Origin of the sequence: Rufibacter aurantiacus (assembly GCF_017916345.1) — a bacterium.
Classification (GTDB): Bacteria; Bacteroidota; Bacteroidia; order Cytophagales; family Hymenobacteraceae; genus Nibribacter; species Nibribacter roseolus.
The window spans coordinates 673,031-689,465 of record NZ_JAFMSV010000002.1 but is presented as its reverse complement, the minus strand read 5'-3'; the positions used below and the strand labels follow the sequence as shown (position 1 = coordinate 689,465).

The window sequence follows — 16,435 nt, the reverse complement described above, 5'->3', positions numbered from 1 at the left end:
GTTGATTTATATGAAGAAATTTTTAGCGCTGTCGGGGCTTTACGTGGGAGCGGTTATATTTCAGACCGCCCTGGCCGGCCCCGGGAAAACGGTGAACGAACCAGACTCGGTGTACCTTTTCTCTTACGGCACCGAGAAAAACGGCGGCCGGAACGGGCTGCACTTTGCCTGGAGCCGCGACAAGGAGAAGTGGTTCAGTATCGGGAGCGAGTATGGCTTCGTGCGGTCAGACTACGGCAGGTGGGGCGCCGAGAAGCGTATGCATACGCCGTATGTGTTCCGCAGACCCAACGGGGTCTGGCAGGCTGTGTGGAGCCTGAACGATCGGGAACCGCTTTTCGCGCACAGCGCCTCTCCGGACCTGGTGTATTGGGGACGGCAGAGCTACCCGATGGTGCAAGGAAGCGCCAATGTGCTGCGACCGGTGGTCCAGTATGAGGCCAAATCAGGGAACTACGCCATCACCTACGCAGACGCTTGGGGTAAGTATTACCGGGTCACCACCAAAGACTTCAAAGCCTTTTCGTCGGCCACGGAAGTACCGGCAGCCCAGTACCGGGACAACAGCCAGAAGGTGACCTTGCCGGAGGGCAACGCGACCGGGCAGGTACACCGCGTGGCCTGGGCGGAGGTGGACAGGCTGGTAAAAACGTATGAGCAGAAGCAGTTCAAAAGCAGCCAGTACAGTGAAACCATGGCGCAGGATGCCCAGCGCTTTGCCGGGCTCAAACCGGTGGAGGCTAAAATCACGATAGAGGCGACCAAGGCAAAACCCATCAGCGATCTGCTGGTAGGCGTCTTCTTTGAAGACCTGAACTACGCGGCCGACGGCGGACTGTACGCCGAGTTGGTGCAGAACCGCGGGTTTGAGTACTCGCCCAACGACAAGGAAGGTCACGATAAAAGCTGGACCAGCACCCACTCCTGGAGCCTGAAAGGCGAGAACACTTCGTTCACCGTGGAGACCGCCGCCCCAGTGAACCCCAACAATCCGCATTACGCGGTACTGGAGACCAAAACGCCGGGGGCCTCATTGGTAAACGCCGGGTTTGATGGCATCTCCGTCCAGAAAGGGCAACGTTATAACCTCTCCCTGTTTACAAGGCATTTACAAGGAAAGAGCCCCAAACTGGAGGTGCGCCTGGTCAGCGAAAAAGAGGGTGTTTTGGCAAAAACTACCCTAAACGCTCCTGCAGGCAATTGGAAGAAACTCACTGCGGTACTGACGCCCAACAAGGCCGCCGCAGATGCGCGCCTGGAACTGCAGCCGCTCACTGAAGGGAAGCTGGCCCTGGATATGGTCTCTTTGTTTCCCCAGCAGACCTTCAAAGGCCGGAAGAATGGCCTGCGGGCCGATCTGGCGCAGACCATTGCTGATTTGAAACCGCGCTTTGTCCGGTTCCCCGGGGGCTGCGTGGCCCACGGCGACGGCCTGGAGAACATCTACCACTGGAAAAACACCATCGGGCCGCTGGAGACCCGCAAACCGCAGCGCAACCTGTGGGGCTACCATCAGTCCCTGGGCTTGGGCTACTTTGAGTACTTCCAGTTCTGCGAGGACATCGGGGCACAGCCGGTGCCGGTGGTCGCGGCGGGCGTGCCCTGCCAGAACTCCGGCAGCGGTCCCCACGGCGGTGGGCAGCAAGGCGGCATCCCGATGAGCGACATGGACGAGTACGTGCAGGATGTGCTGGACCTGGTGGAGTACGCCAACGGCAATGTGACCACCAAGTGGGGCAAGAAACGGGCCGAGGCCGGCCATCCCAAACCGTTCAACCTGAAATACATTGGCGTGGGCAACGAGGACCTCATAACCGATGTGTTTGAGGAGCGCTTCGTGATGATCTACAAGGCGTTGAAAGAGAAGCACCCCGAGATCACGGTCATCGGTACCGTAGGGCCTTTCTCCGAGGGAACCGACTACGTGGAGGGCTGGGACATCGCCGATAAGATGGGCCTGGCCATGGTGGATGAGCATTACTACCAGCCGCCGGGCTGGTTCATCCACAACCAGGACTATTATGACCGCTATGACCGGGGCAAGTCAAAAGTATACCTGGGCGAGTACGCTGCCCATTTGCCCGGCCGTCCCAACAACCTGGAAACCGCCCTGTCTGAGGCCCTGTACCTGACCTCGGTGGAGCGCAACGGCGATGTGGTGCACATGACTTCCTACGCGCCACTGCTGGCCAAAGAGGGCCACACCCAATGGAACCCCGACCTGATCTACTTCAACAACACCGAGGTGAAGCCCACGGTGGGCTACGAGGTGCAGAAACTCTTCGGCCAGAACGCCGGCAGCGAATACCTGCCCAGCACCGTGAGCCTGTCCAACACCCAAGAGGCGGTGACCAAGCGGGTAGCCGTATCGGTGGTGCGAGACCCCAAGAGCAAGGACGTGATCCTCAAACTGGTGAACCTCCTGCCCGTGGCTGTCACCTCCTCAGTGGACCTGAAGGAATTAGGTTCCTTTAACGGCAAGGCCACCAGAATCGTGCTGCAGGGAAACCCCACTGACAAGCTCCTGAAGCCAGCGGAAACTACTGTGGCACTAGCCGATCTGTCAAACACCGAGTTGCCGGCTTACTCCTGCACCATCATCCGCCTGAAGTCTAAATAGACCTGGTAAGATAAAACCTCCGTTTTGAAAGCAGCGCATCCTTTTGGGGGGGCTGCTTTTTTTATGGTTTTGGTATGCTGCGCGTGAAAGGTGTTCCGTTTGCGGTCTGATTTTTCAAACATAGCCTAAAAACAGGGTTGCATAGGAGAGAGGAAGGCGGCTTCTGCATGGAGAACCCAAGCGTAGGTTGGACTCTATGAATTGTTTATTGAGCGCGACGTTCGCCGGCTAGCTGGAGGACAAACCATTGGGGAGTACGGGCATTTGACGGAAGAAATTGTTAAGAGTCCGTTTTCAGGCTGCTTTTCTAAAAACACCTCCATAACAGAAAAAGGGTGCGTGGGGCAGGCGGCATACCTCGCTAGGTAAGAGGTAAATTGGGCTTCGCCTCTTGCACGAGGGCGCCGTATATACACTAAATCCAGGGCGAATATATCCTGATTATCTAAAACCTATAAAGATGAAGAAAGTACTCAGCACCCTCCTGCTTCAATTGCTTGTGCTTTCCTGCTTTTGCCAGGATAAAACCGCCACCGGGGCCACAAGCGGAACCACCAGCGGTCCTCCAGCCTGGATCATGCAGGGCAACATCTATGAGGTGAATGTGAGGCAGTATACGCCGGAAGGCACCCTGAATGCTTTCGCCAAACACCTTGACCGCCTGAAAGAGATGGGCGTGCAAACGGTATGGTTCATGCCGCTTCACCCCATCAGCAAGGTGGACCGGAAAGGCTCGCTGGGAAGCTACTATGCCGTCTCGGACTACACCGCCGTCAACCCGGAGTTCGGCACGATGGCAGACTTCAAGCAGGTGGTGCAGGCTATCCATGACCGGGGCATGAAAGTCATCATCGACTGGGTTCCCAACCATACCGGCGGAGACCACCGCTGGCTTACCCAGCACCCTGATTTTTTCGTGCGGGACAGCACCGGCAAAGCGGCCATGGCAGTAGACTGGGCCGACACGAGGCAACTGGATTATAAGAACCCGGTGATGCAGGACAGCATGATCGCCGCCATGAAATACTGGGTCTCCAGCACAGGCATAGACGGTTTCAGGTGCGACGTGGCCTGGAACGTTCCCGCCTCCTTCTGGCGCCGGTGCATCCCTCAACTAAAGGAGATGAAGAGCCTTTTCATGCTGGCCGAGGGAGACAGCGCTTATCTGCCCAAGAGTGGTTTTGACGCGGTCTACCCCTGGCACATGTTCAAGATGATGGAGAAGGTGGCCAAGGGCGAAAGGCCGGCCTTTAGCCTAGATAGCGTGAAGCAGGAGAATGACAGGATGTACCCCGCCCATACCATCCAGATGTACTTCACCAGTAACCACGACGAGAACAGTTGGAACAAGGCGGACTATGGGACTTTCCCTGGCCCGGTGCATGCGCCGTTCGCGGTTTTCACCCAAACCATGGCCAGCAGTGTTCCCCTGATCTACGGCGGACAGGAAGAACCAGTCCTGAGGGCCCTGAAATTCTTCGACAAGGACCCCATGGCCTTCGGTAAACTCCAGAGAGCCTCGTTCTATAAGACCCTGCTGAACCTCCGGAAAAGGAACGCCGCCCTATCCGCAGACGCGTCCTTCCGGAAAGTGAGCGCGGGGGATGAGAAAGCAGTGTATGCCTTCGTGCGGGAAAAAGGGAACAAAAAGGTATTGGTGATCCTTAATCTGTCCGGTACCCCACAGCCGATCACCATAAAGGAGAAATCGTTGATAGGGAGCGCCTACAATGTCTTCAAGGGTGCAAAGGAGCCATTAAGCAGCAAAAAGTGGAATATGCAGCCATGGGGATATGCGGTGTATGAATACAATTCCAAATAAGCCATTATAGGCCTGTTTATTTATTGAGGCTTCAAGCAGCACAAACCAATCAGTCTATTGGTGGAGAGATTATGATTTGCATTTAGAGCCTAGTTTCCTGAAAATGATGCAAAAATAGAAGTTGTAAGTCAGTAGTAGTGCCAAAGAACAAACACCTGAATGTCAGCCACGGCTGAGGGAACTCCTGAGCCTTTAGCCCAACAGTAAGTTAGCAGCAATTCATCTAATGATTACAATCTTAATGCTTGTTGCATATGGCAGAGACAATTAACCAGCGCATGACTGTTAATCTGGAGGGCGATTTTGTGGTGTTCCTGATTGGAATGCGTATCAATCGCTTCTGGAAATTTCATAAATGGATACCAGTGGCCAGAGCCATGCCTAAGATGCTGAAAGAGCTTTCTCAGAAACCGGAGAGTGGTTTTTTGGGCTTTCAATTTTACGGCGGCATTCCGCCGGTGATTGTTCAGTACTGGAAATCTTTTGAACAACTGGAGGCTTACGCCAAAGACAGAACGGGTTACCATTACCCCGCCTGGAAGGAGTTCAACACCAAAATAAAAAGCAACGGTGATGTAGGCATCTGGCATGAAACCTACAAGGTCAGGGCCGGCGAGTACGAGTGTATTTACAACAACATGCCCAGATATGGCTTAGGTAAAGTTGGTGACTTAGTGCCGGCTGTGGGTAGTAGAGAATATTCTGCCCAAAGAATTTCCCTAAAGAGCACTGGCAGCCGCTAACGTATCGGCGCTTTATGAGTGCAAGCCTTATGTACCATTTTTCAACCGGGAACTGACATCAACAGGAGAACTAAATTTGAACTGAGATTTTCCTAATATTCCACCTTCACAAAGTGCTTGTCCAGAAGCATGGCCTTTCCCTCACTGCTGGGAGGAGAAGGACATGCTCCTGGACAAGCACTCACCTCAGAATTCCAGTCTCCAGACTTGGTTTGAAAGGGACATTAAATTCCCTCCAAAGGTGGCGCCCCCCGCCAGGTAGACTTCATTGCCAGCGGAGACGATAGTTTCATATTGGATCGCATCCTGGGGTAGTACCCCGATCGACCAGGTGCGGGTCCCCAGGTCATAAATATCGAACCTGTGGGCGTCCTCCCCTATATTCCGGAAGAAGAGCAGCTTGTTATCCTTCACAACGGCGTTGTTCATCATAAACCCGGGAAGGGCGGGCTGGAACAGCGGAGCGAATGAAATTTCCCCCGTAGTCGCGTTCCATTTCTCCATAGCACAGCCTCCCAGCCAGTAGACATCGTCTGCCACGGCAAGGCCGGCCAATTGCCCCAAGGTATAATTCAGAGAGGCCGTGGACCAAGAGCCTGTGGCACCGTCATACACATCCACCTTATTTGAGGGGGTTGGCTCCCACGTGCTGTCCTTGTATCCACCCGCAAAAAACACCTTACCGCCCGCTGCCACGGCGGTGATAAGCCCTCGGGGCTCGCTCAGAGTGGCGGTGGACCATTGCCCGGTAGACAAGTCGTAGATATCCACCCGGTCAGAAGGGGTGAAATTCGCATCCTTCTCCCCACCCGCGAAAAACACCTTATCGCCCAAGGTTGCCGCCGAGACGTACGCCCGCGGCTCGCTTAGCGAGGCCACCGACCAGGCACCAGTGGCCGCGTCATAGATATCTACTGCGGAGAAATGAAGGTCGGGGGTGCCAATGTCGCCACTGGACAGCCTGCCTCCGGCAAAAAACACCTTGTTACTGACTGCCACCGCAGCAATGGCGGAGCGCGCCTCGCTCAGCCGAGCCGTCGACCACCGCCCAGTAGCCGCGTCGAAGATATCCACCCGGGAGGAGCCGTGGCTATTGACACCAGCGGCAGAAAATGTGGCGCCCGCAAACAGCATCTTAGTGCCAACCGTCACTCCTGCCATCATTGCCCTGGCCTCTGACAGGGTGCCGAAGGGTACTAGCCGGGCGGTGACCAAGGGCCGGCCGGTGCTATCGCAGGAGACATCTACGAACCCTGGGTTCACCGTCACCTGCACGGTGTCCCTGGCCACTCTGCCCGCCGCGTCCCTCACGGTCAGGGCAAATCCGTAGTTGCCCGGGACAAGGTTGTAAACCTCAGTCCTAGTGGTATTTTTGGATTCTATCCGGAAATAGTCTGGACCGTAGGCTTTAGTCCATTCATAGCCTGTGATTTGTGCGTTGAGGCTGGTGGAGTTGCTGCCGTCAAGAACGACACTGTTCGGCGGGGGAGTGATGTTCTGGTCCGGGCCGGCGTCTGCTTTCAAGGCCATATCCGGTCCGGTGCCTTCGTCATCATCATTGCAGGAAGCGAAGGGCAGGATCGCCAGCAGCAGGGCCATAGATGCTTTCAAGAGTGGTTTCATAAAAGCGGCTTTTTAATGTGCTTCGGTTAAGGAGAATGGCATAAAACAATCCGCCTTGGCGATGCAGAATGGGATTTCAGGGAGGCTGCGGGTACTCAATGGGGAAGCTAGGAGCGGAGCAGGTTGCCGATATATCTGTCAACCTGGGGTGGTCCCTACTTCGTGCCGGCGACCGTTTTGCCCTGCTTCGTATCGGCCCGCTGGTAGGTCACGCCCCACTCGTGTGCCTTGCCGTTCGCTGCCGAGGTGGTGGTGCCCCTCAGCACGAGCCTGTCCCCCTCCACTTTGGCCGTGATGTCAAACTTGTCCTTCTCGCCAATCATCGGGGGTGCCAGGAGGAATCTGGGCTGGAGCTTGCCCCCGGTGTAGGTGTAGGAGCCAACGGCCACGGTCCTGGGTTTGTCCCCGTCTCGCTCCACCCACATGAAGTGCGTAGGGGTGATGAGCTGGAACTCCTTCATGGGCCGGTCGTCCACTCTCTTGCCCTCGGCCATGTGGTAGGAGGAGACCAGGTTCCAGGCGCCCACCAGTGACTTGTCTGCGTTAGGGGTGCCGCTCACCCTCCGGTACACCTCGTGGAGCTCCACCTTCTTGCCGTCGGGCAGCAGGATATGGCCGTCCTGGAAGAGCCTGTCCCCCTCCACCCGCATGGTGAAGTCGGTAGTGGCGGGGTCGCTGAGTTTCTCGACGTACTTGTTGCCCGTCAGGGTGTAGGTCCCATAGCCACCTTCCATCCGCAGGGTGTCCTGTATTATCCCCTTCACCACGTACATCCAGTGGGTGGGGGTGATGACCTTATATTGCTTCACCACGTTTACGTCCCGGTTGATGGGTTCGCCGTTTTCGTTTTTCCCGGTCATGGAGAGCATCTCCCAGGTTCCTACAATGGAAGGGGAGGTTTGGGCTTGCAGCTGTGCTACGATGACACAGAGCAATACCACAGCGAGAATGGTTTTCCTTTTCATGATACTGCTTTTTTGACTGTGAATAGATCTTGTGATCCCTTATTTAATTTACATATAAGATCTGACAGATGAAAGGTAATTGCAGGGTATATTGTCTGTTGTTCAGGAAGTTATGAGGAGTAGCCTTTGCGAAAGGAGGGGGGCGGTGCGAATGTAGGTAGCGGGTGTGTAGGTTTAAGAAGGGCAGAACAATGGGAACCGATTCCTGCAGGGATTGCGGAGCCGCAATCAACTGAATAGCTATTAAGGCTGGGCAGGGACGCCATGGACGTGCGGGGCCTCATCCTGGGGCTGACCGCCTGGGGGGTGTGCACCCACGTGGGGAACAAGAACCTGCGCTCGCTGGACAAGCGGAGGAGGAAGGACAATGTCACGATGATGTTGCTGGGCATCCTGGCGGATCTTGCCGAGATGGAGCGGGAGACTACCGTGGAGCGTATCGTCTCAGGGCAACAGGAGGCCAAGCGGCCGGGCAAGCACATTGCCCGGCCCAAGGGATCAACCAAGAGCGCAGAGAGGTCCCTGGAGGAGAACAAGAGAGAGGTAGACTACTTTAGGGAAGACCGATGTTCCGTGCGGGAAATCGCCACCCTCTGCGGCGTCTCGCCCAACACAGTGTTGAAGGCCAAACGGGCTCTTAGTGCAGAAAGTGCAGGAAGTGCAAGCCTCTGATTTAATTTTCGACAATTTTTCAGGCCTTGTATTCAGTAACATGTCTCCAAAAGAGTTGAAAACACCGGTTTTCCTTTTGTAGCGTATGTCCATTAAAAGGCGGCTTACCTTCCCCATGAAAATAGACTAGCATGGCTATTTTGGGCCTACCCGGTCAGACCCAAAGGGCTTCCATCAGGAGAGCACACCCCCACCTTTCAAATACAAGCCCCTGTCAACTATTCCCATCTCCTGGATTTCCTTTTAGATTGTTTGGCCTTATTATTAACATAACAAGCATTATATGCAAGGTGAGGCTCCGGCAAGTTTTCTAAAAAAATCCGCTGTGCAACACCAGCATACCAGGCATTCCCTTCCAGAGCGCTGTATAACCCCATGCCTTTTGCCATTCTCACATGAAAGGATTTGTCTGGCAACCCCTGCCTCAAACATAGCCGGCACGGCCTTGCCCTGTTCCAAGAGGCGTGGTGGGCAGGTGCGAAAGTTGGCCACCGGGCAAAAAAAACTACTCAATCGCATCTTACTGTAGACCAATGGTTTAACTGCTGTATTCCTGGGCTGCCCTATGGATTCTCCTCCTGGATTAAAAAAAAGACACAGGTTCGCCTAAGGAATTGCCCTTTTCCCCGACTAACCGGGAAACACCGAGCATCTTGAAAGAGCAGTTCCTCCTCCTTATAGAAAACCATCAGGGCCTCCTCCATAAGGTCTGCAACCTGTACTGCAACTCCCCGGAAGACAAAGAGGACCTCTTTCAGGACATCGTGCTGCAGCTCTGGCGCTCCTACCCGTCCTTTAAGGGAGAATCCAAAGTCACGACCTGGATGTACCGGGTGGCCCTCAACAACGCCATCACCCGGCTCCGGAAGGAGACCAAGGCGGAGAGGTTTGCCGAGCTGGGCCCCGAGGCGTTTCAGGTGCCGGCCGTGGAAGGCGACATGGGGGAGGAGATGGCGGCCATGTACCAGGCGATCCAGCGGCTCTCGCAGGTGGACCGGGCCCTGACCTTGCTCTACCTGGATGACTGCAGCTACCGGGAGATCGGGGAGGTGCTGGGGATCTCGGAATCGAACGTGGGGGTAAAGCTCAACCGGATAAAGGCCCAACTGAGGACACTCGTAAGCAAAGAATAGCATGGAACTGGACGAATTCAAAAATCGCTGGGGTGCCACCCAGAAAGTGGGAACCCAGCATCAGGGGCATACCCGGGAGGCGATTGACAGGATCATTAAGGGCAACACCAGCTCCCTGGGGGAGCTGAGGGAGAAGAGCGCCTTCTGGAACAGGATAGGCGGGTGGAACTCCACCCTGCTGGTCCTTCTGGCAGTAGGTTACCTGGTTTGGCAATTTTATTTAGGCATGGAGGGGCGCACTCTGGCCGGGAAGCTTTCCCTGGTTATTGTACTGGTGGGTTTCGCTCTGTTCTCCAGTTGGACCTACCGCCGGCAGGAGGAGATCTTCTTGGAGAACACTGACGCCAGCTCAACAGAGGCGCTCCGTAGGACCCTGTCGGATTTTAGGAAATACTACCGGTTCTCCAATACCGTCTTCCTGGTCATTTCCCCGGTGGCCTTCTACGCGGTGTTCGCGGTCTTCCTCCCCGGTTGGGGCCTGTCTTTTGCCGTGACCGGCCTGGCATCCGTCGCCTTGACCGGCTTCTCCTTCCTGTTCAGGTACTGGTATTACCGGGCCGTTTTCTTCAGCAGGATCAGAGCGATGGAAGCCAACCTGCGCGAACTGGAGGACACTCCGGGGGCGATTGAGCCACCCGCCAGCCATTCTCCGGCAAAGTAAAGCCCAACTGCCAATAGACCTTTTCTACAATCTTAATTCCTAAACCCTTAAACTTTTCAAAATGAAACAAATTCTATTTACCGTGGCCCTGGCTTTGATTTGTCTGGTAGCCCCAGCGCAGAGCTTTGAAGGGAAAGTTGTGTATTACAACACCTACAAGAGCAAAATCCCTGGCCTCTCCGATGCGCAGCTGAGTTCGATGATGGGGAATCTACAGAACTGGTACATAAAAGGCGGTGATTATAAGTCTGAGACCAACGGGGAGCAGATGGTCTGGCAGCTGTACCGGAACAGTGACAACAAAATCTACAGCAAGCTATCCAGCTCAGCCACCCTGCTCTGGAATGACGGCGCCTTGAACCCCGACAGCGTAATGAGCACAACGCTCCGCAAAAATGCCACTGAGATATTAGGCTATAAATGCGACGAGCTGACCTTGGTTTGCAGAAGCGGGGTGCAGAAATATTACTTCAGCACTAAACTTCCAGTGAACCAGGAACTATTCAAGGTACACCAATTCGGCAACTGGTACGCTTACCTCTCGAAAGCAGGTGCAGTTCCCCTGATGATGGTGATTGAGACCCCTCAGTTCACCATGGAGAGTGTGGCATCTAGTGTGCAACCCATGAAACTGGATAAAGCATTCTTCGCCCTCCCCACGGATGCACAGACCATGAAGAGCCCTTACTGACAGGTCGTTTGGGTACTCCATGCATCCCAATATGAGAGTTCCCCATTACGGCCCTGCCGCTTTTATTTACATTGCCGCCCTACTCTCCTGAAAAGAATATGCCATTATAAATTATTGAAGAGCAAGCAATTATGCTTTTTGTATGTCATGTATTATCTGTAATTTCTATCAGGGATCAAATGGTCTCCTCAACCCTCTTAAAAGCCATTAGCATGAAAAAGGCAGCAATTCTCGCAATGGTATTGCTCTGTGTTGTAGCATCACAGTTGCAAGCCCAGAAACCTTCCGCCATCGTGGGCACCTGGGAGATGGTCTCCATGTCCGCGACCGACGGAACCAGTGAGCCTTACACCCGGGACGTGAGCACCCTCAAACAATACAAGGTCATCACGCCCACTCACTGGATGTACATTTTAAAGGGGGTGGAACAGGACACCATGCGGGTGGGCGGGGACCACGGTACCTATACCCTGGTGGGCGATAAGTACGTCGAGAAACTGAGCGGTGCCACCACCGCCTTCACAGTGAAGGTGGAGGGGGACAAGCTCTACCAGGACGGCACCCTTACCCTTGATGATGGCAGGAAAATCGTGCTACATGAGGTGTATCGGAAGGTGAGTGGCAAACCTAACCCTGATAGATCATTGGTGGGGGCCTGGAACCTGGTGAGCGCCTATCATATGGAGAACGGCAAGAGGGTGAACGACCCGGCCACCAAGGAATTCCAGCTTATCACCCCCACGCACTTCATGTTGGTTGAGAGAAACGGGGAAGAGGTAAAAGCAGTGATCCTAGGCTCCTACACCCTCTCCGGGAAAAAGATGGTGCCCAAGTTCATTTTGGCGCACCCACCGGCAAATGAGACAGACAAAATAGACGTAACCACCAGAATCCAGGGAGACAGGTATGTGATGAAATTCATTGTCACCACCTTGGCCGGCAAGGTGCATGAGTGGGGTGCGACCTACCAGAGGGCCGACAGGAAACCGGCAAAAGCGGTGGCCGGCACCAAATAACCACGGCTATGCCTTCCTGAATCCCCCTGTCTGATATAGCCTGAGAGTTCTTTGAGTGGTGTAGTCATTGCCTTGTCTCCTCTTGTTGCATTTCGCCGTGGCCACTATGGTTGTGGTTTGCCCTTGAATACGCTGACATGCCTGCCTCAGAAAACCGGGGACAAGGAGAGAGACAACCATTGTATGGAGTGCCAGTGGGCCATCTGCGCAAGCCATGCCGATGTTCCGTTTTGGCATGGCTTGCGCTTCGCCTGGCCCCTCTACCCGCAGTTAACTTCCTTGGCTTTCCTCCAGTACTGTGTCAAAAAAAGTATTGCAGAAACTCATGCCTCTCAGCAGCGGCAGGGGCTTCTATAACTGGCTTCGATGCGTATCACGGAAAGCTATATCTTTTATTGATACATATACGTATATTGAGGTTCTCAGACCATAACCCCAGCGATATGAAAGCAGTCCTCTACCTCCGCGTCTCCACCGCCAAGCAGAACACGGATCGCCAGCTGAGCGAACTCCAAGACTATGCCAACAAACATGGCTTTGAGGTAGTGTATACCGCCTGTGAGACGGTCTCCGGCACGAGGCACCGCTACCAAAGGCCCGGCATGGAGAGGGTGCTGGAGATGGCCCTGAAGGGCGAGATCACGGAGGTGGTTTGCTTGGAGCTGTCGCGGCTGGGCAGGGATGCCATGGATGTTCGCAATATCATCCTGGAGCTGGCCGCCTGCGGTGTCTGTACTCACGTGGTGAACCGAAACCTGCGCTCGCTAGACAAACGCAGGAGGAAGGATCATGTCACGATGATGGTGCTGGGCATCCTGGCTGACCTGGCCGAGATGGAGCGGGAGACTACCGTGGAGCGAATCGTCTCGGGCCAACAAGAGGCCAAACGGCAAGGCAAGCACATCGCCCGGCCTAAGGGATCAGTGAAGGGCACGGAGCGGTTCTTGGAAGAGAACAAGAGAGTGGTAGACTACCTGAGGGAAGGAAGATGCTCCATCCGGGAGATTGCCACCCTGTGCGGCGTCTCGCCCAACACAGTCATGAAGGCCAAGCGCGCGCTTAGTGCAGGAAGTGCAACGGTGTGACGGACTGTTCTGGATCGAAAGCCTTCATAACCAGCCGGCCTAGTGTGTTTGTAAAGAATGATTGGGCACGATTCTATTTTCAATGGCTGCCATATACATCTGAAACTTGCCCGCCTTCAAACGGAAAAAAATAAAAACTTCAAAAACAGACCCACCCGGTCTGACCCAAAGCGTTCCAATCGGACATACGCCCCCCACCCATCAAATACAAACCACTACTTTATATACCCCTCAGTTATTTTGGTGGGCTTAGTCCTTAGTGGCCGGCTTCATTCCTTGACAGGTAAGCTACACGATTTGTGCCTTAACTGCACGGCTGCAAGGGTAACAATTTGAAAATTCTTTAAAAGAGAGTACTTTAGAGGTGGGTTAATTAAGATTTTTTTGGCTTTTTAAAACTGATAATTTCAAAAAGCCAAAACTTCCGCTAATAAATCTGAAACCTTATGGTACATGACAAAGATGGCATTTGAGAAATGGGTATTTGGGTTCTTCCTATTGGTAAGTACGTTTTTAATTTCCTGTGATAAGACAAAGGAGACAAAGGAGTTTACCATAGGCTTTTCCCAATGCACAGAGGGAGACGCCTGGCGGAAAGCGATGCACAAAGAGATGGCCCGCGAAGCATCTTTCCACCCTGAGCTCAGCCTGCAGATAAAAGACGCCAAAAACAGCAGTACCACCCAGGTAAAGCAGATCAGAGAGTTTATAGATCAGAAGGTGGATTTGCTCATTGTGTCCCCCAATGAGTCTGAGCCAATTACGGGGGTGGTGGAGGAAGCCTTTGAAAAAGGAATTCCCGTGATTCTGGTGGACCGCAAGATCAACTCCTCTTCTTACAGTTCATACGTGGGCGCCGATAATTTCCAGATAGGAAAACTGGCCGGCGATTATGTGGTCAATCTGCTGAAAGGCAAAGGCAAAGTCATTGAGGTTTGGGGATTGCAAGGTTCCTCACCCGCCATTGAGCGGCACAAAGGTTTCCAGCAGGCCATCAGTAAATTTCCGCTGGTGCAGGTGGTGGCCAAGGTGAAAGGGGAGTGGGAAAAGGAAATCGCAAAGCAACGTTTCCCAGCTGTTTTTCGACAGCATCCTGACGCCGATCTGGTGTTTGCGCACAATGACGTGATGGCGCTAGGCTCTTTTGAGAGCCTCAACGGCGAGGAGGCCCAAAGTAAGTTGAAGTTTATCGGGTTTGATGGACTGGGCGGACCAAACGGCGGCTTGCAGTTGGTGGAAGACGGTATCCTGGATGCCACTTTTCTGTATCCTACAGGCGGGGAGGAGATCATCCAGCTGGCGTACAACATTCTGCATAACCGCCCTTACAAGAAGGAGAACATCCTCAACACCACCGTAATTGACGAGCGCAACGTCCATATTCTCAAGCAACAGACCAATAAGATCCTCAGCCAGGAGGAGAACATCAACCGGCAGCAAAACAAGATCAACGAGCAGATCAAGATCTATAACAACCAGCGTACCCTGCTCTACATCCTGGTATTTAGTTTAACGGTGATCATTGTGCTGGGTGCCTATGCGCTGTATTCGCTGAAGGTGCGGCATGAGACTAACCGAGCCTTGATCGCCAAGAACCGTGAGATTTTGCAGCAGCGCAATGAGATTGCCGAAATGGCCAAAAAGGCCGAGAAAGCCAACGAGGCGAAGCTCAAGTTCTTCACTAACGTGTCACATGAATTCCGGACGCCGCTTACCTTGATTCTGGGGCCGGTGGAGGACGCGCTACAAAGCAATATTTCAATTGGACTCAAGAAAGACATGCTGCTGGTGCGGCAGAATGCCTTGCGCTTGCTCAAACTGGTGAACCAACTCATGGATTTCAGGAAGATGGAGCGAAAGAAAATGCGCCTGCAAGCCACCGAGAACGAGCTGGTGAAGTTTGTGGAAGACGTGGTGGAGTCTTTTGAACGGCTCGCCCGCAAACGCCACACCCAGTTGAAAGTCATCTCCAGGCTCAAGGAGATCAACGTGTACTTTGACAAAGACAAGATTGACAAGATCCTGTTCAACCTGCTGTCCAATTCCTTCAAGTTCACGAAAGAGAATGGCCGCATCACGCTTCTGATTGAACTGTCTGATGACCGGAACCATGTACTGGTCACCGTGGAGGACAATGGTAAGGGAATGACGCCCGTGCAGGTAGCCAACGCCTTTGACCGGTTCTACACCGCCGAGGACAATGCCAGTTTAGGAACCGGATTGGGGTTGGCGCTTTCCAAAGAGTTCATCAAACTGCACCATGGCGAGATCTTCGTGGTGAGCAAAGAGCGCGAAGGCACCCGTTTCACATTTAGCCTTCCTTTGGGAAAAGACCACCTGAAAGAGGAGGAGATCGTTCTGGAAACCCCAAAAGCGGAGCAGAGTGCGCCTTTGATCGCCGGCGTGCTGGATGCGGACCTGGAATTGCACACAGGTCTACTGCCCCAGGAAGATGCTGCCACCGTAAAGGAACACACCATTATGGTGATTGAGGATAACAAAGAACTGCGGGAGTTCCTGGTCACCAGGCTCTCTACAGATTTCAACGTGGTAGATGCCCCGCAGGGGAACTTCGGTTTGCAGCAGGCCTTCGACCTCATCCCAGATCTGATTATCTGCGATGTGAACCTGCCCCAGAAAAACGGCCTGGAAATTACCACCTCGTTGAAGAACGATATGCGTACGTCTCATATTCCGGTGATTTTACTTACCGCCAAAGATGGCCTGGAGCATAAGATTGACGGCATCCAGGCCGGGGCCGATCTGTACGTCACCAAGCCATTCAGCTTCCTTTACCTGCTGGAGCGGGTAAAAGGCCTCCTCAGGAACCGCGACCTGCTCAAAGTCTACTATAACAGCGCTATCTCGGTAGACACCAAAACGCAGACAACCCACCCGAAGCAACTGGACAAGAAGTTTATCAATGAGGTGGCCGCACTAGTGGAGAAAAACCTGCAAAATCCCGACCTGAGTGCGAACGACATTGCTGCCAGCCTGGGCATGTCCAGGGTGCACGTGTACCGGAAGATGAAGGCCCTGCTGGGTTACTCCCTGAACGACTACATCGTGAATGCCCGGCTCAAGAAGGCCCGCCACCTGCTGCTGAACAGCCAGATGAACATCTCCGAGATTGCATACGAGGTGGGTTTCTCCTCGCCGGCCTACTTCTCTACCGCGTTCAAGAATCACTTCAACATGAGCCCCTCTGAATTCAAATCCTCCCGGCAGGGCAAAGAGAAAAGCAAGGTGTAATATAAGAGCATTCCCTACCAGAAAGATACCTCCCGTTTAGGAGCCAATTTTAATAATCGGCCCTTAAACGGGATTTTTATTTATTGAAAAGACGTAAACTGCTTTCCTCGTATTGAAGCTCAGAGCAATAGGGTAAGGAAGCTAGAGACTTA

Annotated in this window: 13 protein-coding genes and 1 pseudogene; 11 read left to right on the top strand and 3 right to left on the bottom strand. The window is 53.7% G+C overall.

From position 1 onward, the window contains the following. Positions 1 to 10 precede the first annotated feature (10 nt). The 3 genes from J3P34_RS08255 to J3P34_RS08245 all read left to right on the top strand — a co-directional run bounded on the left by J3P34_RS08255 (position 11) and on the right by J3P34_RS08245 (position 5,185). Entirely contained in the window at positions 11 to 2,620 is a 2,610-nt protein-coding gene (locus J3P34_RS08255; RefSeq protein ID WP_210487783.1) for an alpha-L-arabinofuranosidase C-terminal domain-containing protein, read from the top strand. 460 nt (positions 2,621 to 3,080) lie between these two features. Next, a complete protein-coding gene (locus tag J3P34_RS08250; RefSeq protein WP_210487781.1) occupies positions 3,081 to 4,442 on the top strand; it encodes an alpha-amylase family glycosyl hydrolase in 1,362 nt (453 codons plus the stop codon). Between the two features lie 254 nt (positions 4,443 to 4,696). After that, complete coding sequence (locus J3P34_RS08245; RefSeq protein WP_210487779.1) at positions 4,697 to 5,185, top strand: DUF4188 domain-containing protein; 489 nt, start codon at positions 4,697 to 4,699, stop codon at positions 5,183 to 5,185. A 186-nt stretch (positions 5,186 to 5,371) separates the two neighbouring features. On the opposite strand, the gene J3P34_RS08240 is transcribed toward J3P34_RS08245, so the two are convergent. Continuing rightward, a complete protein-coding gene (locus J3P34_RS08240; protein ID WP_210487777.1) occupies positions 5,372 to 6,166 on the bottom strand; it encodes a Kelch repeat-containing protein in 795 nt (264 codons plus the stop codon). Positions 6,167 to 6,299: 133 nt separating this feature from the next. Here J3P34_RS08240 and J3P34_RS08235 point away from each other — a divergent pair, with 133 nt between their 5' ends. After that, entirely contained in the window at positions 6,300 to 6,515 is a 216-nt protein-coding gene (locus J3P34_RS08235) for a hypothetical protein (RefSeq protein WP_210487775.1), read from the top strand. On the opposite strand, the pseudogene J3P34_RS22430 reads toward J3P34_RS08235, so the two are convergent. Both J3P34_RS22430 and J3P34_RS08230 read right to left on the bottom strand, forming a co-directional pair. Next, positions 6,506 to 6,715 (bottom strand): annotated as a pseudogene (locus tag J3P34_RS22430) (PKD domain-containing protein); the annotation flags it as partial. The gene J3P34_RS08235 and the pseudogene J3P34_RS22430 sit on opposite strands and share 10 nt — an antisense overlap. 248 nt (positions 6,716 to 6,963) lie before the next feature. After that, a complete protein-coding gene (locus tag J3P34_RS08230; protein WP_210487773.1) occupies positions 6,964 to 7,749 on the bottom strand; it encodes a lipocalin family protein in 786 nt (261 codons plus the stop codon). Between the two features lie 273 nt (positions 7,750 to 8,022). Between J3P34_RS08230 and J3P34_RS08225 the strand changes: the two genes are divergently transcribed. The 7 genes from J3P34_RS08225 to J3P34_RS08195 all read left to right on the top strand — a co-directional run bounded on the left by J3P34_RS08225 (position 8,023) and on the right by J3P34_RS08195 (position 16,283). Continuing rightward, entirely contained in the window at positions 8,023 to 8,445 is a 423-nt protein-coding gene (locus J3P34_RS08225; protein ID WP_282597078.1) for a recombinase family protein, read from the top strand. A 614-nt stretch (positions 8,446 to 9,059) separates the two neighbouring features. Further along, complete coding sequence (locus J3P34_RS08220; protein ID WP_246853599.1) at positions 9,060 to 9,578, top strand: RNA polymerase sigma factor; 519 nt, start codon at positions 9,060 to 9,062, stop codon at positions 9,576 to 9,578. A 1-nt stretch (position 9,579) separates the two neighbouring features. Further along, positions 9,580 to 10,239, top strand: a complete 660-nt coding sequence (locus J3P34_RS08215; protein WP_210487769.1) for a hypothetical protein — start codon at positions 9,580 to 9,582, stop codon at positions 10,237 to 10,239. Positions 10,240 to 10,300: 61 nt separating this feature from the next. Next, entirely contained in the window at positions 10,301 to 10,930 is a 630-nt protein-coding gene (locus tag J3P34_RS08210) for a hypothetical protein (protein WP_246853598.1), read from the top strand. Between the two features lie 212 nt (positions 10,931 to 11,142). Next, positions 11,143 to 11,946 (top strand): hypothetical protein, encoded by an 804-nt coding sequence (locus J3P34_RS08205; RefSeq protein WP_210487766.1) that lies wholly within the window; start codon positions 11,143 to 11,145, stop codon positions 11,944 to 11,946. A 395-nt stretch (positions 11,947 to 12,341) separates the two neighbouring features. Beyond that, positions 12,342 to 13,031, top strand: a complete 690-nt coding sequence (locus J3P34_RS08200) for a recombinase family protein (protein WP_210487764.1) — start codon at positions 12,342 to 12,344, stop codon at positions 13,029 to 13,031. A gap of 453 nt (positions 13,032 to 13,484) precedes the next feature. Beyond that, a complete protein-coding gene (locus tag J3P34_RS08195; RefSeq protein WP_210487762.1) occupies positions 13,485 to 16,283 on the top strand; it encodes a hybrid sensor histidine kinase/response regulator transcription factor in 2,799 nt (932 codons plus the stop codon). The last annotated feature ends 152 nt before the right edge of the window (positions 16,284 to 16,435 follow it).